Origin of the sequence: Noviherbaspirillum malthae (assembly GCF_015352985.1) — a bacterium.
GTDB classification, from domain to species: domain Bacteria; phylum Pseudomonadota; class Gammaproteobacteria; order Burkholderiales; family Burkholderiaceae_D; genus Noviherbaspirillum; species Noviherbaspirillum malthae.
In genome coordinates this window covers 55,259-71,177 of the sequence record NZ_JACYXF010000021.1, presented here as the reverse complement: position 1 = coordinate 71,177, position 15,919 = coordinate 55,259, and the positions used below count along the sequence as shown (strand labels likewise).

At 60.2% G+C, this 15,919-nt stretch carries 15 protein-coding genes and 1 tRNA gene; 10 read left to right on the top strand and 6 right to left on the bottom strand.

Annotated features, from left to right (window positions below; all coding sequences use genetic code 11):
- Positions 1 to 6 precede the first annotated feature (6 nt).
- The 6 genes from ybiB (at position 7) to dnaG (ending at position 5,981) form a co-directional block, all read left to right on the top strand.
- Positions 7 to 1,008: a DNA-binding protein YbiB gene (gene ybiB, locus IGW03_RS20675; RefSeq protein WP_194724423.1), complete on the top strand. Its 1,002-nt coding sequence runs from the start codon at positions 7 to 9 to the stop codon at positions 1,006 to 1,008.
- Positions 977 to 1,765 carry a uroporphyrinogen-III C-methyltransferase gene (gene cobA / locus IGW03_RS20670; protein ID WP_194724422.1) on the top strand — a complete coding sequence of 263 codons (789 nt, stop codon included), beginning with the start codon at positions 977 to 979 and terminating at the stop codon, positions 1,763 to 1,765. Before ybiB ends, cobA begins: the two co-directional genes overlap by 32 nt.
- Before the next feature lie 136 nt (positions 1,766 to 1,901).
- Positions 1,902 to 3,098 carry a BaiN/RdsA family NAD(P)/FAD-dependent oxidoreductase gene (locus tag IGW03_RS20665; RefSeq protein ID WP_194724421.1) on the top strand — a complete coding sequence of 399 codons (1,197 nt, stop codon included), beginning with the start codon at positions 1,902 to 1,904 and terminating at the stop codon, positions 3,096 to 3,098.
- Positions 3,099 to 3,202: 104 nt separating this feature from the next.
- Positions 3,203 to 3,415 (top strand): 30S ribosomal protein S21, encoded by a 213-nt coding sequence (gene rpsU / locus IGW03_RS20660; RefSeq protein ID WP_005665410.1) that lies wholly within the window; start codon positions 3,203 to 3,205, stop codon positions 3,413 to 3,415.
- A 199-nt stretch (positions 3,416 to 3,614) separates the two neighbouring features.
- Positions 3,615 to 4,064 carry a GatB/YqeY domain-containing protein gene (locus IGW03_RS20655; RefSeq protein ID WP_194724420.1) on the top strand — a complete coding sequence of 150 codons (450 nt, stop codon included), beginning with the start codon at positions 3,615 to 3,617 and terminating at the stop codon, positions 4,062 to 4,064.
- A 123-nt stretch (positions 4,065 to 4,187) separates the two neighbouring features.
- Positions 4,188 to 5,981, top strand: a complete 1,794-nt coding sequence (gene dnaG / locus IGW03_RS20650; RefSeq protein ID WP_194724419.1) for a DNA primase — start codon at positions 4,188 to 4,190, stop codon at positions 5,979 to 5,981.
- Between the two features lie 170 nt (positions 5,982 to 6,151).
- Here the strand turns inward: dnaG and IGW03_RS38210 are convergent, their stop codons facing one another.
- Positions 6,152 to 6,478: a hypothetical protein gene (locus IGW03_RS38210; RefSeq protein ID WP_228535857.1), complete on the bottom strand. Its 327-nt coding sequence runs from the start codon at positions 6,476 to 6,478 to the stop codon at positions 6,152 to 6,154.
- Between IGW03_RS38210 and rpoD the strand changes: the two genes are divergently transcribed.
- Positions 6,468 to 8,687: an RNA polymerase sigma factor RpoD gene (rpoD, locus tag IGW03_RS20645; RefSeq protein WP_438943666.1), complete on the top strand. Its 2,220-nt coding sequence runs from the start codon at positions 6,468 to 6,470 to the stop codon at positions 8,685 to 8,687. The two genes, IGW03_RS38210 and rpoD, sit on opposite strands and share 11 nt — an antisense overlap.
- A 136-nt stretch (positions 8,688 to 8,823) precedes the next feature.
- Positions 8,824 to 8,902 (top strand) — tRNA-Ile (locus tag IGW03_RS20640).
- 68 nt (positions 8,903 to 8,970) lie between these two features.
- On the opposite strand, the gene IGW03_RS20635 is transcribed toward IGW03_RS20640, so the two are convergent.
- The 4 genes from IGW03_RS20635 to IGW03_RS20620 all read right to left on the bottom strand — a co-directional run bounded on the left by IGW03_RS20635 (position 8,971) and on the right by IGW03_RS20620 (position 12,399).
- Positions 8,971 to 9,768 carry a helix-turn-helix domain-containing protein gene (locus IGW03_RS20635; protein WP_194724417.1) on the bottom strand — a complete coding sequence of 266 codons (798 nt, stop codon included), beginning with the start codon at positions 9,766 to 9,768 and terminating at the stop codon, positions 8,971 to 8,973.
- 281 nt (positions 9,769 to 10,049) lie between these two features.
- Positions 10,050 to 10,940 (bottom strand): sensor histidine kinase, encoded by an 891-nt coding sequence (locus IGW03_RS20630; RefSeq protein ID WP_194724416.1) that lies wholly within the window; start codon positions 10,938 to 10,940, stop codon positions 10,050 to 10,052.
- A gap of 382 nt (positions 10,941 to 11,322) precedes the next feature.
- Complete coding sequence (locus tag IGW03_RS20625; protein WP_194724415.1) at positions 11,323 to 11,994, bottom strand: RES family NAD+ phosphorylase; 672 nt, start codon at positions 11,992 to 11,994, stop codon at positions 11,323 to 11,325.
- The gene (locus tag IGW03_RS20620; RefSeq protein ID WP_194724414.1) at positions 11,995 to 12,399 is read right to left on the bottom strand and encodes an MbcA/ParS/Xre antitoxin family protein; all 405 of its coding nucleotides are present in this window, start codon (positions 12,397 to 12,399) and stop codon (positions 11,995 to 11,997) included.
- Between the two features lie 316 nt (positions 12,400 to 12,715).
- Here IGW03_RS20620 and IGW03_RS20615 point away from each other — a divergent pair, with 316 nt between their 5' ends.
- Positions 12,716 to 14,167 carry a DEAD/DEAH box helicase gene (locus tag IGW03_RS20615; protein ID WP_194724413.1) on the top strand — a complete coding sequence of 484 codons (1,452 nt, stop codon included), beginning with the start codon at positions 12,716 to 12,718 and terminating at the stop codon, positions 14,165 to 14,167.
- Here the strand turns inward: IGW03_RS20615 and gluQRS are convergent.
- Complete coding sequence (gluQRS, locus tag IGW03_RS20610) at positions 14,164 to 15,033, bottom strand: tRNA glutamyl-Q(34) synthetase GluQRS (RefSeq protein ID WP_194724412.1); 870 nt, start codon at positions 15,031 to 15,033, stop codon at positions 14,164 to 14,166. The genes IGW03_RS20615 and gluQRS overlap by 4 nt on opposite strands.
- Before the next feature lie 152 nt (positions 15,034 to 15,185).
- Between gluQRS and IGW03_RS20605 the strand changes: the two genes are divergently transcribed.
- The gene (locus tag IGW03_RS20605) at positions 15,186 to 15,884 is read left to right on the top strand and encodes a pirin family protein (RefSeq protein ID WP_194724411.1); all 699 of its coding nucleotides are present in this window, start codon (positions 15,186 to 15,188) and stop codon (positions 15,882 to 15,884) included.
- Positions 15,885 to 15,919 lie beyond the last annotated feature (35 nt).

The window sequence follows — 15,919 nt, the reverse complement described above, 5'->3', positions numbered from 1 at the left end:
TCCGCCATGAACCAGACACCCACCCCATTCCCCGCCGCCCGTTTCATCAAGGAAATCGGCCGCGGCAAGAAAGGCGCGCGCAGCATGTCGCGCGAGGACGCCCGTGACTTGTACGCCGCCATGCTGGAGCGCCGCGTTTCCGATCTCGAACTCGGCGGCATCGTGCTTGCGATGCGCATCAAGGGCGAATCGGTCGATGAAATCGCCGGCTTTCTCGATGCGGCCGAAGCCTCCTTCGTTCAGATCGCTCCGCCCGCATCGGAATACGCGCCCATCGTCATCCCCAGCTATAACGGATCCCGCAACCTCCCCAATCTCACGCCGCTGCTTGCACTGCTGCTCGCGCGGCACGGCGCGCCCGTGCTGATCCATGGCGTGTCCCAGGACCCGGGACGCGTGACCACCGCGGAAATCCTGGCGGAACTTGGCCTGCGCCCCGCGCAGTCGCATGAGGCAGCACAGGCCGGCTTTGCCCGCCATGAGCCCGTCTTCATGCCGGTGGAAGCGCTGGCGCCGCGCCTGGCCGGCCTGCTGGCATTGCGCGGCATTCTCGGCGTGCGCAACTCCACCCATACGCTGGTCAAGATCATGCAGCCGTTCGCGGGACCTGCGCTGCGGCTGACGTCCTACACCCATCCCGAATATCTCGAGATGCTGTCCGCCTACTTCGAGACGGCCGCGCCGGTGGAGCGCGGCGACGCATTCCTGATGCGCGGCACCGAAGGCGAGACGGTCGCCAACCCCAAGCGGGCCCAGCAGATCGAGTGGTTCCACGCACATCAGCGCACGGTGCTGGTGCAAAAGCAGGGGCCGGTGGACGAGATGCCGCCGCTTCCGCACTCAAGTGATGCAGCAACGACCGCGAAATGGATAGAAAAGGCGCTCAAGGGCGAGCAGCCGGTGCCGGCGCCCATCCTCGAGCAGGTGGAACACTGTTTGCATGTAGCGAGGCATCTACATGCAACAAAGGTGTTCCATGAACAGGCAGGACAAAGTCGCGCAGGGTAAAGTCGCTCTGGTAGGCGCAGGTCCCGGAGATCCGGAACTGCTCACGCTCAAGGCCGTCAAGGCCATTTCACAAGCCGATGTGCTGCTGGTCGACGATCTCGTCAATCCCGACATCCTCGAACACGCCCGCTTCGGTGCGCGCATCATCCATGTCGGCAAGCGCGGCGGCTGCCAGTCGACCCCGCAGGAATTCATCGAGCGCCTGATGATCGCGGAAGCGCGCGCGGGCCATTTCGTGGTCCGCCTCAAGGGCGGCGATCCCTTCATCTTCGGCCGCGGCGGGGAAGAGCGCATGCATCTGCTCGCCGCCGGCATCGAGGTCGATGTCGTCAACGGCATCAGCAGCGGCCTGGCCGCACCGTCATCCATCGGCATACCGCTCACGCATCGCGACTGGAGTCAGGGCGCGGTCTTCGTCACCGGGCATGGCAAGACGGTGGATGCCAACCCGGATTGGGCTGCACTGGCCAAGCTCGGCATGACGCTCGTGATTTACATGGGCGTCGGGCGCTGCGGCGAAATTCAGCAGGCCCTGCTGGCCGGCGGCAAGCCTGCTTCGACGCCGGTCGCCGTCATTCATGCGGCCACGTCGGCATCGCAGGCGCAATTGGTCACCACGCTGGGCGAGCTGAGTGCGGCGATCGCCGACTCCCGGCTGGCCAGCCCAAGCATCATCGTGATCGGCGATGTGGTGCGCTGCGCTTCGCAGGATACATTTCATCACCTGATTCCAGAACCGGAGCGCATCGCCGGCTGAATCATTTTCCTCCATCCTCAAGAGATGTCATTTCGGCCACGGTATCATCGTGGCCGTTTTTTCGGCTGGATCGCGCGCTCCCGGGAAGAAGGCAGCCTGCGCGTACAATCACGGCTTCGCCTAATTTCTACCAGCCATGCAAAACCAGTTCGACCTTGCCGTGATCGGCGCCGGCGCCGCCGGGATGATGTGTGCCGCCGTCGCAGGCCAACGGGGCAGGAAGGTGGTGCTGATCGATCATGCAACCAAGCTTGCGGAAAAGATCCGCATCTCCGGCGGCGGGCGATGCAATTTCACCAACCTGCATGCCGGACCGCAGAACTACCTGTCCGCCAATCCGCATTTCTGCCGCAGCGCCCTGTCGCGCTATACCTCGCAGGATTTCCTCGCCTTGGTGAAGCGCTATCGCATCGCCTACCACGAGAAACACAAGGGCCAGCTCTTCTGCGACCATTCCGCCGAGCAGATCATCGACATGCTCAAGGCCGAATGCGAGGCAGGCAAGGTGGCCTGGCGCATGCCGTGCACTGTTGAAGCCGTCGGCAAGGACGGCGAGATGTTCAGGCTGGATACCAGTGCTGGGCAAATTCATGCCGCGCATGTCGTCATCGCCACCGGCGGCCTGTCGATACCGAAGATCGGCGCCACCGATTTCGCCTTTCGCATCGCCAAGCAGTTCGGCCTCAAGCTGATCGACCCGCGGCCGGGCCTGGTGCCGCTGACCTTCGATGCGAACGCCTGGGAACCGTTCGTTCCATTGTCCGGCATGGCGCTCGAGGTCGATATCGAGACCGGGCAAAAGAAATCCCGCATGCAGTTTCGCGAGGATCTTCTGTTTACGCATCGCGGCTTGTCCGGGCCTGCCGTGCTGCAGATCTCCAGCTATTGGGATTCCGGCACGCCGATCGCCGTCAACCTCGTGCCGGAAACCGATATTGCCGAAACGCTCATTCAGGGCAAGGGCACGTTGAAGAAGACCATCGGCAACCTGCTGCCGCAGTGGCTTCCAAGCCGCCTGGCCGAAGGCATGCTTGCGCTGAACGGCATCCGGCCCGATGCCCGCCTTGCCGACATGCCAGACAAGCAATTGCGCAAGCTGGGCGAATCCGTCAACCGTTGGGCGCTGGCGCCCAACGGTTCGGAAGGCTACCGCAAGGCGGAAGTCACGCGCGGCGGCGTGGATACCAGGGAGCTTTCCCAGCAGAGCATGATGGCCAACAAGGTGCCGGGGCTGCATTTCATCGGCGAGGCGGTCGATGTGACCGGCTGGTTGGGCGGCTACAACTTCCAATGGGCATGGGCCTCCGGCGTGGCGGCCGGCCTGTCGGTATAGCAACAAAACTGTTCGCCGCGCGACAAGTGAACGAAAATCTTTGCTTCGGCGAGTGAAGCTGATATACTCGCCGTCTTTCCTATAAAACCCACGGTTAGACTTACATGACCACAATTCGCCTTAAAGAAAACGAGCCGTTCGAAGTCGCCATGCGCCGCTTCAAGCGGACCATTGAGAAAACCGGTTTGCTGACAGAATTGCGTGCGCGTGAGTTCTACGAAAAGCCGACCGCTGAGCGCAAGCGCAAGCTCGCCGCTGCCGTAAAGCGTCACTACAAGCGTATCCGCAGCCAGCAGCTGCCGAAGAAGCTTTACTGATTTCCCTTGCCGCACTCAGCGTGCGGTAATGTATCGACCCGCTCCGGAATCATGCCGCAGCGGGTTTTGTTGCTTACATGAATTGTCATTTGCATATCGGCTTGGCCGCGCGTGAGCTGATGTTCCAAGCCCGAGTTTGCCGGAAGCCGCACTGCGCAATGTGACGCTGATTGCAATGACTTGTCGAATTGGAGAAAAAATGGGCCTGAAAGAGCAGATCACCGAAGACATGAAAGCGGCAATGCGCGCCAAGGACACCGGCAGGCTGGGCACGATCCGCCTGCTGACCGCAGCGATGAAGCAGAAGGAAGTCGACGAGCGCATCGAACTGACGGATGCCCATGTCCTTGCCATCATCGAAAAGATGATCAAGCAGCGCAAGGATTCCATTTCCCAGTTCGAGGCAGGCGGACGCCAGGATCTCGCCGATATCGAAAAGGCGGAGCTGACGGTGCTGTCCGCGTACATGCCTCCCGAACTGTCGGAAGCCGAAATCTCCGGTGAAGTCGCTGCCGCCATCGCCCAGACCGGCGCGGCAGGCCCCCAGGACATGGGCAAGGTCATGGGCGTGCTCAAGCCCAAGCTGGCAGGGCGCGCCGATATGACGGCCGTCTCCGCGCTGGTGAAAAAGGCCTTGTCCACGGCCTGAAGATGTCAAGGGAGAGGCGGCAAGGCTTTTGAATTGCCGCTTTGTCTCCATCTGAATTGCACGGCCCAGGCAGCGTCAGCCGGCCTGGACATTCCTTAATGACATCTTGTTTCCCGCACCGCCGTGATTCCACAATCATTCATTCAGGATTTGCTTAACAGGGTCGATATCGTCGATGTCGTCGGCCGTTACGTGCAATTGAAGAAGGGCGGCGCGAATTACATGGGCTTGTGCCCGTTCCATAACGAAAAATCCCCCAGCTTCACCGTCAGCCCGACCAAGCAGTTCTATCACTGCTTCGGCTGCGGCGCCCATGGCACCGCCATCGGCTTTCTCATCGAATATTCCGGCCTCGGCTTCGTCGAAGCGGTAAAGGACCTCGCCCAGGGCGTGGGAATGATCGTTCCCGAGCAGGACAGATTGCCGCCGGCACAGCGGGCCGAGGTGCAGGCGAAAAGCATCGCCCTGACCGAGGCGATGTCCAAGGCATCCGATTTCTACCGCCAGGAACTGCGCAGCGCGCAGAACGCGATCAGCTACCTGAAGAACCGCGGATTGACGGGCGAAATCGCCGCCCGCTTCGGGCTCGGCTACGCGCCCGGCGGCTGGGACAACTTGCGCTCGGTTTTCCCCGACTACGATGCCGCCGCCTTGGTCGAGTCCGGCCTGGTGATCGACCGCAGTGAAGAAGAGGGCGGCGGCCGCAAGCGTTACGACCGCTTCCGCGACCGGGTCATGTTCCCGATCCGGAATACCAAAGGTCAAGTCATCGGTTTCGGCGGCCGCGTGCTGGATGGCGGCGAGCCCAAATACTTGAATTCGCCGGAAACACCCTTATTTCAGAAGGGTCTTGAGTTGTACGGCCTGTTCGAAGCACGCCAGGCCATCCGCGAAGCCGGCTACGTGCTTGTGACGGAAGGTTACATGGATGTTGTTGCGTTGGCGCAACTAGGCTTCCCGCAAGCGGTAGCCACGCTCGGCACCGCCTGCACCACCACCCATGTGCAGAAACTGCTGCGGCAGACGGACCATGTCATCTTCAGTTTCGACGGCGATGCGGCCGGACGCCGCGCGGCCCGCAGGGCACTGGAAGCCTGCCTTCCCTATGCCGGCGACAACAAGACATTGAAATACCTTTTCCTGCCTCCCGAGCATGATCCCGACAGCTATGTGCGCGAGTTCGGCACGCAGGCTTTCGAGCAGCAGGTGCGTGACGCGATGCCGCTGTCGCAATTCCTGCTCAAGGAAGTCAGCCAGGACAATGACTTGACCACCCCGGAAGGAAGGGCGCGCGCGCAGTTCGATGCCAAGCCGCTGCTGCAGGCGATGCCGCCATCCGGACTGCGCCTGCAGATCGTGCGAGGGCTGGCGCAGATGACCCAGACGACGCCCGCTGAAATCGAAGCCTTGTTCGAGCTTGCCCAGCCTGTCGCCCGCACCAAGGTGGCGCCGCCGCGTACCAAGCGCACGCCGCCGATGGGCCTGGAAAGACAGATGATCCGCCTGCTCGTGGCGCATCCCTCCCTGGCTGCCGGGGTGGACCAGGCAGCGGTCGACGCGGTGGCGCAGCTTGCGCCGGACAATGCGGCGATGCTCAGCCAGCTGCTCGAAGCCTGCTGGGCATTGGGCGATAACGCACACTTCGCGGCGCTCGCGGAGCAGCTCAAGGCGGCCGGTTCTGACTTCGATCCCCTGATCGCGGAAATCGCGGCGGAGGTCGAGTCCGAACCCGAAGCCGCCCGGCTTGAACTTGCCGGAGCAATACGGCAGACTAAAATGCAAGTATTGAAAGCGGAGATGGAAAGGCTGGCAAGCACCGGCCTGTCAACAGAAGAGGCGCGCAACCGTTATCGGGAATTGATGCAGCAACAGGAGCAACTCCGACGTCAGGCAGAGGTCGAAGCAACATCGCGGTAGTTGACAACATGGCTTTGAATTGGAGAAATATTGCGCCGTATGGTATCATTAAAAGCTTTTGATTCAAGGTCTTAGAGAGTTTTCCGGCCTTTGGTCGGCGGAATGATCGAGAACATGCAGCGCGGGCGAATGCCGAGCCAGGATTGCAGATCGGCTCCACCAAGCGTAATTCACTCGGCGCACGAGGGTAGTTCAGTTGGGACTGATTCCATGGCAAACGCAATGAAAAAAACCGCGAATTCGAGTGTGACGGCAAAAAATGCCGCTTCAGCTGCAACTAAATCCGCTGCCGGCAAGTCGATGGCAAAGCCCGCCGAAAAGCAGACCGCTTCCGCCTCACCCGCAAGCAAGGCAAAGACGCCCAGCAAAGCAGCGACGAAAGACGTCGCCAAAGTAGCGCCGACGACCGCAACTGCCAGTATGTCAAAGGCGAAACCTTCATCCAGAGCCGTCGACCAGACGGCTCCCGAGACATTGAAAGAACCCGTGACAAACAAGAAAACCGAATCCAAGACTGCCAGCAAGTCTGCCAAGGTCGCGCCTGCGGCGGAAGCCAAGTCGGACAGCAAAGTAATGGCGGTCAGCCAGACCACCGATGCCGCGGCATTGGCCGCCATCGACACGTCCGGATACGTCTTGCCGACAGTTAAGGTTCCGGGCCGTCGCGGGCGCAAGCCGAAGGATTTCCAGCCCGAGAACGACGAAGTCGCGGCGCTCAATGCCGTAGAACGCGCCGAACTCAAGGCCGCCGACAAGGCAAAGGCGAAGGACCGCAAGGCAAAAGAAAAAGCCCTGCTCAAGGACGCCTTTTCCGACAGCGAAGCCTCGGAAGAAGAACTCGAGCAGCGCCGCCAGAAGCTCAAGTCGCTCATCAAGCTGGGCAAGGACAGGGGTTTCCTGACCTACTCGGAAATCAATGACCACCTGCCTGAAAATATCGTTGACCCCGAAGCCATCGACGGCATCATCGGCACGTTCAATGACATGGGCATTGCCGTCTACGAGCAGGCGCCGGACGCGGAAACCCTCTTGCTGTCGGACAGCGTTGCGTCGGGCGCCAGCGACGACGACGCCGAAGCGGCGGCGGAAGCCGCACTGTCGACGGTGGACTCCGATTTCGGCCGCACGACCGATCCGGTCCGCATGTACATGCGCGAAATGGGTTCGGTCGAACTGCTGACGCGCGAAGGCGAGATCGAAATCGCCAAGCGTATCGAAGACGGCCTCAAGGACATGATCCAGGCGATTTCCGCCTGTCCGACCACGATCGCCGAAATCCTGGCGGCAGCTTCCCGCATTGAAAAGGAAGAGATCAAGGTTGACGAGATCGTGGACGGCCTCGTCGATCCGAACGCCTCCGAAGACGTGGCGCCTCCGCCGGTTGCCGCCGCTTCCGATGAAGACGAGGACGAAGAGGACGACGAGGAAGAAGACGAAGAGGAAGAGGAAAACAGTGGCGGCGGCGCAGCCGGTTTCTCCGCCGAGCAGCTTGAGCAGCTCAAGCGCGATTCGCTCGCCAAGTTCGAAGAGATTTCGAGCCAGTTCGACAAGATGCGCAAGGCCTACGAGAAGGAAGGCTACAACTCCAAGCCCTACGTCAAGGCCCAGGAAACGATCTCGAACGAGCTGCTGTCGATCCGCTTCACCGCGAAATTCGTCGAGAAACTTTGCGATACCCTGCGCGGGCAGGTCGATGAAGTGCGTCACATCGAGAAGCAGATTCTTGATGTCGCGGTCAACCGCTGCGGCATGCCGCGTGCTCATTTCATCAAGGTTTTCCCGGGCAACGAGACCAACCTCGACTGGATCGATGGCGAAGTCGCGGGCAATCACTCCTACAGCGCCGTCCTCGGCCGCAACGTGCCGACTATTAAGGAACTCCAGCAAAAGCTGATCGACCTACAGGCGCGCGTCGTGCTGCCTTTGCCTGATCTTCGCAACATCAACAAGAAGATGGCTGCAGGTGAGATGAAGGCGCGCAAGGCCAAGCGCGAAATGACGGAGGCCAACCTGCGTCTGGTGATCTCGATCGCGAAGAAATATACCAACCGCGGCCTGCAGTTCCTCGACCTGATCCAGGAAGGCAATATCGGCCTGATGAAGGCGGTGGACAAGTTCGAATACCGACGCGGCTACAAGTTTTCGACTTACGCGACATGGTGGATCCGTCAGGCCATTACCCGCTCGATCGCGGACCAGGCGCGCACGATCCGTATTCCGGTGCACATGATCGAAACGATCAACAAGATGAACCGCATCTCGCGCCAGATACTGCAGGAGACAGGTGCCGAGCCTGATCCCGCGACGCTGGCGATCAAGATGGAAATGCCGGAAGACAAGATCCGCAAGATCATGAAGATCGCAAAAGAACCGATCTCCATGGAAACGCCTATCGGTGACGATGACGATTCGCATCTTGGCGATTTCATCGAAGACAACAACACGCTGGCTCCGGCCGATGCGGCGCTGCACGCATCGATGCGCGGCGTGGTCAAGGATGTTCTCGATTCCCTCACACCGCGCGAAGCCAAGGTGCTGCGCATGCGCTTCGGCATTGAAATGTCGACCGACCATACCTTGGAAGAGGTTGGCAAGCAGTTCGACGTGACGCGCGAGCGCATTCGCCAGATAGAAGCCAAGGCACTGCGCAAGCTTCGGCATCCGTCCCGCTCCGACAAGCTGAAGAGCTTCCTGGAAGGCAGTTAAGCTTGGCGGCCTGATGAATTCGGTTTTGAATGCAGATTCATCAGGCCTTCGCTTGCAACTTGCTCAAAGTTTCTTGGCAAGTTGCAAATGAGCCTAGCGGCATGATGCCTGTTTGGAATAAAATATCTGCCTTTCCGGGCCTCTAGCTCATGCTTGGTTAGAGCAGCGGACTCATAATCCGTTGGTGCCGTGTTCGACTCACGGGAGGCCCACCAATAAAACAAGAGGGTTAGCATGATAGTGCATGCTAACCCTCTTTCTTTTTGGGTAGCTTGCCGGCGCCTTATTTTGCCGGCTTGGTCTCCAGCTCCCGCTTGACTGCATGCAAGCGTCTCCAAGCCGTCAGGCCCAGACCTTCCGTACGACGAAATTCGCGTGCCAGGTGACTCTGGTCGGAAAAACCGCAGTGATGGGCAATTTCTGCCAGCGTCTTGTCGGAACACACGAGCAGGCTCCTGGCCTGATCCAGGCGGCGCTCGATCAGCCAGCGGTGCGGTGTCATGCCGACACTGGCTTTGAAGGCGCGACCGAACTGGCTCGGCGATAGCTGGCATTGATTGGACAGGTCCAGCAGACTGATGCTGGAGCCGAGATGTGCATCGATGTATTCCTTGACGCGCGTCTCCTGCCAGCGGGCCAGTCCTCCGCGCGCCCTGGTATACGGTTCGCGTTGCCCTGCGTATCGGCTGCGCAGATGCCGATGCACGCTGAGCAGCATCGATTCCAGAAAAAGAGAAGTGGCCGGCCCGGCAGGACTGACAGCCATGTGGGCAATTCGCGCCAGATGTGCCAGTACCGGGTCCTCGGCGCCATTGAGCGTCGGAAAGCTGCCAAAGCGCTGCATGCCTTCGGCGTCGGAAACAGTATCCAATGCGCTGCGAGGGAAAAACATTTGCACGCATTCGTAACTGCTGGCGAGATTGGCTACCGGGCGGCTTTCCAGAGCCAGCATGGTGAGTGCGCCGGTCGCGTAAGGCGACACTGGCACGTGACGGCCGTCCAGCCATAAATCATGCTTGACGAGCGGTTTCAACTGCACCGCCAGCAGCAGCGCCGGCTCCGGAGGAATCGGTTCAGTCATGCCCGTACCCGGTCCATCGCACCGCAGATAGGTGACGGCGGTATGATTTGGCAGCGCTGCGCTCTGCATGACCAACGAGGTACGGCCAGCGTCGAAATAGTTGCTTATTGTTTCACCGTAAGCCCGGCCCATAGCTTTCCCTGCATTTTGTGACACGAGTAGCTCATTCTACCAATATGGTTGATGGAACTACTACCTGTGCATGATGCAGTTACACAGCCTATTGCCCGCGAGACCGTAGCTTTCGCGAATGCATGCGAGTATGGTTGCCGCTATGGTTCCTAAGCGGCCGAAACAGGCTCACGACCAGAATCAAAAACGGGCAGTATCATATGGAACACGCTGCCATGCGTCTTATTGGCCGTTACCTTCAAATAGCCATGATGGGCATCGACGATTGACCGCGAAATTGCAAGGCCCATTCCCATGCCGCCTTCTTTCGTTGTATAGAAGGCATCAAAGAGCTTGTCCTTGGCTTCTTCGGCGATGCCGTCTCCGGAATCCTGAATGCAAACCTCGATGTGATCAGCGTCCGGATGGCTGGTCGATATGGAAAGTAGTCGCGGGCGGGTGATGATATTGCTCATTGCGTCTACTGCGTTTGTTACAAGATTCAACAGCACCTGCTGCAGCTGAACCTGGTCGCCTTGTACGCAGGCCGCCTCGGCATCGAGGAACAGCAGGATCGAGATGCCATGCTTTTCAAATTTATTCTTGGCCATCAAAAGTGTGTACCGAATGGTTTCGTGCAGATCGATTCGGTTCATCGCAGGTGTACTGTTCGTGGTCAGCGCCTCCAAGCTGCGCATGATGTGGCCTGCACGCTCGGCTTCCTGAATCATTTCCCGAAGGCCGGCCCGTATTTCTTCAATTTCGGGCGGATTTTTATCGAGCCAGCGCAGGCTTGCTCCGCCGTGTGAAACAATCGATGTCAGCGGTTGGCGGAGTTCGTGCACGATCGATGCGGCCAGTTGTCCTGCCATCGTGATGCGAGCGGCCCGAATCAGTTCCGCCCGCGATGCGAGCAGCGCATCTTCACGAGCATCCCGCAGGTTGATCTCGGGCACGGTGTTCGTATGACAGCCTGGCCGGTCCTTGGGCGGGATAGCTTGCCCGGTGCCGGGCAGGTATTCGATGCTGCCATTTTGTCTCACCATGATTCGAATCTCCATATGGATTGCTGCTTGCCTGGCTTTGCCTTTGCCTGGAGAGGTAAGTGACTGCAAAAACAGCAGGCGGCGGCTACGGTGCGGCCACTGATGAAGTACCCCGTCAGCCCGGAATCAAAGCGCAAACTCGCTCGGTGCACGGAATAAGTCATGAATCGGAGTGGAAGGGTACAGGCCGGCACATACGGCAGTATGTTAAGGAGGCCTCTCCGCAGCGACTTGAACAAATACGGCGTAATTAGCACAAAATCGCTGTGTTATACCAATCCAAGGTCATGGCACGGTATGCCCTGGATTGGTACCGAGCGTTCCGCAGTACACGTCAGGGCTGATGAAAATGGCTTTCTTCCATGCGTACAGCGGCGAGCGAACTGGAGCGAACTGTTCACATCACCTTTTCATACACGCCCGAAAACGCCGAGCCGTCCCATTGATAGAGCATCTGGCTGCCATGGCGGCAATTGGACAGGATGGCGGTGCGGAAGGCTGCAACGCACTGCCCGTCCTGATCCCGGACGCTGCGGTACACCACGCCGTTGGCACCCTCCTGGCGCAGCGCTTTTCCAAGCCCTTGGGGCACGCCGTACGCATGCGGATCGTAAACCGGATGATGGTGGTCCAAACCGCGCAGGTCATGCAGCAAGCCCGCCACTTCTACATGATAGACGCGCATCTGCAGCTGGATGGGGCCTTCATTGGTAGCCTTGAGAAAGCGGGCTTGGTGATAGGTGGTTTCGGCGATCGCCGTCTGCTTCTGGAACGCGGCGTAGAACACGCCATAGCTGCCATCGCTGAAGCGGCTGCCCGACGGATTGAGATGCGTGAAGGCTGCCATGATCGGTCCGCAGCCCGGACCGAAGAGCCGCTCTTCCCTGGGCACCAGTTCGATCTCGCCGATCTCGTCCCGGATGCGGTCGTTCGTCATGGCTTCCAAAGCATACAAGGCATCGAAATCTTCGGCCGAAGCGACGCGATCGAAGAGATTGATGGTGGGAAAGCGGGTAGGGATGATTCGAAAGGCCGGATGCCATTCGATGCGCGCCAGCGGATACGTCATTCAACCACCGCGCATGGCATCAAGATACTGGCGCACGACGTAGAGATCCGCGACATTGCCTGACAGCATGCGCTGAAGTGCGCTTTTGCCGCCGAAAATCGAAGCGCTGTTGGGCTTGTGTATCCAGCCGTCGGCCACCGCGGGTTCGGGCAGCAGGATCTGCAGCGCCTTGTAGATGCCGAGGATGTAGGAAATTCGTTCGAGCGTATCGCGGCCCAGGCGCGCCGAATCCGGTTCCTTCTTCCATTTGTAGAAGGTCGAGCGCGGCGGATTGCCCAGCAAAGTCAACTGCATGTCCAAGTCGAGTTTCCAGAGACGCGCGATGTTGTCGAACGCGCGGATCGCTGCCGGAGACATGGCGTCCGGGCTGATGCTTGCAGCAGTTCGAGGAGTGCGCAGAGCCATGGACAAAATCGATGAATTGATGAGATATTTGCAATTTATTCCATAAAGAGAAAAATTGCAAATTGAATTCCAAATTTGGAATGCGAATTCGAAATCAGACCCGGCAATTCATCAAACAGTCTGCAATTTTCCTTCCGCCGTATGGTCAGACTAGGTTCCGTTCCTGCATTTCTTCCCTTCAAGCCCGCTGTCATCAAGCCGACAAAACGACGTCGTATAAACGCAGGCGTATAATGAAGGGTTGTTCATCCAGGCAGCACCCGGCCGCATCGGGAAGCTGTGCTTAACCGGCCGATTCGGCCCATTGATAGCGATTATGTCAGACACCCTGTTAGCACCCACGCAACCTGCCGCGCCTGCGGTCCGCTTCGAAGACTTCGGACTCTCGCCCGACATCTTGCGCGCGCTTGCCGACCAAGGTTATGTTCACCCGACCCCGATCCAGGCGGAAGCGATCCCCATCGTCCTCCAGGGCCGGGATGTCATGGGCGCGGCACAAACCGGCACAGGCAAGACCGCCGGCTTTTCCCTGCCCATCATTCAGCTGCTGCTCGCGCATGCCAATACCAGCGCCTCGCCGGCGCGCCATCCGGTACGTGCGCTGATCCTGACCCCGACGCGCGAGCTCGCCGACCAGGTCGCCGATAACGTCAAGGCCTATTCCCGTCACACGCCGCTGCGTTCCACCGTGATTTTCGGCGGCGTCGACATGGCACCGCAGACCAGCGCGCTGCGCAGCGGCGTCGAGATCGTCATCGCCACGCCCGGCCGCCTGCTCGACCATGTGCAGCAGAAGACGCTCAACCTGTCGCAGACCCAGATTCTCGTCATGGACGAAGCCGACCGCATGCTCGACATGGGCTTCCTTCCGGATCTGCAGCGCATCATCAACCTGCTGCCGAAGCAGCGCCAGAACCTGATGTTCTCGGCCACCTTCTCGCCCGAGATCAAGAAGCTGGCCAACAGCTTCCTCAAGAATCCGGTCACCATCGAAGTCGCGCGCAGCAATGCCACGGCCGACAACGTGACCCAGGTGCTGTTCAAGGTCGAGGAAGACGCCAAGCAGGAAGCGGTTGCCCACATCATCCGCACGCGCGGCCTCAAGCAGGTCATCGTGTTCTCGAACACGAAGATCGGCGCATCGCGCCTGTCGCGGCACCTGGAAAAGGAAGGCATCAAGGCGTCGGCAATTCATGGCGACAAGACGCAGACCGAACGCATGGCGGCGCTGGAGGCGTTCAAGCAGGGCACGATCGAAGTGCTGGTGGCCACCGACGTCGCCGCCCGCGGCCTTGATATCGCCGAACTGCCCTGCGTGATCAACTTCGACCTGCCGTACAACGCGGAAGACTATGTGCACAGGATCGGCCGCACCGGCCGCGCCGGCGCATCCGGCGATGCAATCTCCCTGTTCTCCGACAAGGATGCGCGCCTGCTGACCGACATCGAAAAGCTGATCAAGCACACCATCGCCCGCCAGCCACTCGCCGGCTTCGTCCCCCAGCGTTCGTCGGACCGCAGACCGCCGCGCCATGACGACGGCGAAGAGCGTTCCGGCGGATCGAGCCGGGGCGCCAGCCAGTATGGTCACGGGCGCACGTCCCATGCGCCGCGCAGGGAAAAGATCGACCCCTGGTTCCTGAAACCCTACGAGCCGGCGGCACCCACGCCGCAGCCGGCGAACGGAAACGGCCCCGATCAGGGCAACGGCAAGCCGGCCAAGGTCAAGGTGGCGGCATTGCTGGGCGGCCTGCAGAAGCGCTCTTAATCCCTGAACCGCGCCTGCCAGCGGTGCAGCGCGGATTGCCAGAACTGCTCGATCGTATCGACGCCGTTCACGTCCAGTTCCAAATAAGCGGCGGCCCTGATCAGCTCCGGCAGGGGCCGTAAGACATCCAGGGCCAGCGCGCCGGTCTGCTTCGACAATTTTTCCCCAGCGCTGTTGGTGACCACCGGAACATGCAGATACCGGGGTGTCGGCGCTCCCAGCAGGCGCTGCAGGTAAATCTGCCGAGGCGTCGAATCGAGCAGATCGGCGCCGCGAACGATGTCGGTCACTTGCTGGTCGGCATCATCCACCACCACCGCAAGCTGGTAGGCCCAGAAACCGTCGGCGCGCCTGAGCACGAAATCCCCCACCTCCGACGGCAGATGCTGCGACACCTCTCCCTGCCAGCGGTCGGTAAAGCCAATGCGGCAGTCATCCGCAATGCGAAGGCGCCAGGCGCGGGCGGTCTTGCCTTCCGCGAGTCCACCGCGGCAGGTACCCGGATAGACCGCCGCGCCGTCGCTGGCGATGCCGATGCGAGAATCCGCAATTTCCCTGCGCGTGCAGCCGCAGGCATAGGCATGGCTGCCCAGCCGGGCGAAGGCCGCTTCATAGAGCGCCTTGCGGCGGCTCTGCCAGACCACTTCCCCATCCCACCGCATACCGAATGCCTGCAGGCACTGGAGAATCGCTTCATCGGCGCCCGGCACGGTGCGCCCCTCGTCGATATCCTCGATGCGAACCAGCCACGTCCCGTGATGCGTACGCGCATCGAGGTAGCTGGCCATTGCGGCGACGAGCGATCCCATGTGCAATGGTCCGGTGGGCGAGGGAGCGAAGCGGCCGATATAGGCGGTGTTGTTCATGCGCGGAAAGAAACGGATCGGGAATGGATCATGAATCGGCCTGCCGGCCGACTGCGAGCCCTGCAAGCGCCGGCAAGCAGATTTGCTGATATTGTAAGCGGCTGAACCGTTTCAATCCCATTGCCTCCCATTGCGGAAGAAAGGAAGCCGACATGATAGAACTGCGCAGAAGCGAGGAGCGTGGGCATGCGAACCACGGATGGCTGGATTCCTATCACAGCTTTTCCTTCGCCGATTACTACGATCCGCAGCACATGGCGTTCGGCCCGCTGCGGGTGATCAACGAAGACCGCATCGACGGCGGCAGCGGCTTCGGCGCCCATGGCCATCGCGACATGGAAATCATCAGCTATGTGCTCGAAGGCGAGCTCGCGCACAAGGACAACATGGGCAACAGCAGCGTGATCCGTCCCGGCGACGTGCAGCGCATGAGCGCCGGGCGCGGCGTCATGCATTCGGAATTCAATCACTCCAAGGACAGCCAGGCGCATTTCCTGCAGATATGGATCGAACCGAATCTCTTCGGCATCCAGCCGGGGTATGAGCAGAAGCGATTCGAGCCCGAAGAGAAGAGAGGGCGGTTAAGGCTGATCGCCAGCCCGGACGGCAGCGATGGCTCGGTGACGATACATCAGGATGCGCGGGTGTATGCCGGACTGTTCGATGGGGAGGACAGCGCCGGGTTCGGGATTGTGTCAGGCCGGCGCGTTTATGTGCATGTGGTCAAGGGCGAGATCAGCATCAACGGGACGCCGCTCAGGCGGGGAGACGCATTGAAGACGATTGATGAAGATAGGATCGACCTCCTGAGTGGGCGGCAGGCCGAAGTGCTGGTCTTCGACTTGCCTTAGCTTGGAACGGATTGCAGATCGATGCAGGGCCGCGT

Bases quoted from the DNA above. Each gene is read 5' to 3' on its own strand.
- ybiB (WP_194724423.1), top strand. From the start codon at position 7: ATGAACCAGACACCCACCCCATTCCCCGCCGCCCGTTTCATCAAGGAA.
- cobA (WP_194724422.1), top strand. From the start codon at position 977: ATGAACAGGCAGGACAAAGTCGCGCAGGGTAAAGTCGCTCTGGTAGGC.
- IGW03_RS20665 (WP_194724421.1), top strand. From the start codon at position 1,902: ATGCAAAACCAGTTCGACCTTGCCGTGATCGGCGCCGGCGCCGCCGGG.
- rpsU (WP_005665410.1), top strand. From the start codon at position 3,203: ATGACCACAATTCGCCTTAAAGAAAACGAGCCGTTCGAAGTCGCCATG.
- IGW03_RS20655 (WP_194724420.1), top strand. From the start codon at position 3,615: ATGGGCCTGAAAGAGCAGATCACCGAAGACATGAAAGCGGCAATGCGC.
- IGW03_RS20635 (WP_194724417.1), bottom strand. From the start codon at position 9,768: ATGACTGAACCGATTCCTCCGGAGCCGGCGCTGCTGCTGGCGGTGCAG.
- IGW03_RS20630 (WP_194724416.1), bottom strand. From the start codon at position 10,940: ATGGAGATTCGAATCATGGTGAGACAAAATGGCAGCATCGAATACCTG.
- IGW03_RS20625 (WP_194724415.1), bottom strand. From the start codon at position 11,994: ATGACGTATCCGCTGGCGCGCATCGAATGGCATCCGGCCTTTCGAATC.
- IGW03_RS20620 (WP_194724414.1), bottom strand. From the start codon at position 12,399: ATGGCTCTGCGCACTCCTCGAACTGCTGCAAGCATCAGCCCGGACGCC.
- IGW03_RS20615 (WP_194724413.1), top strand. From the start codon at position 12,716: ATGTCAGACACCCTGTTAGCACCCACGCAACCTGCCGCGCCTGCGGTC.
- gluQRS (WP_194724412.1), bottom strand. From the start codon at position 15,033: ATGAACAACACCGCCTATATCGGCCGCTTCGCTCCCTCGCCCACCGGA.
- IGW03_RS20605 (WP_194724411.1), top strand. From the start codon at position 15,186: ATGATAGAACTGCGCAGAAGCGAGGAGCGTGGGCATGCGAACCACGGA.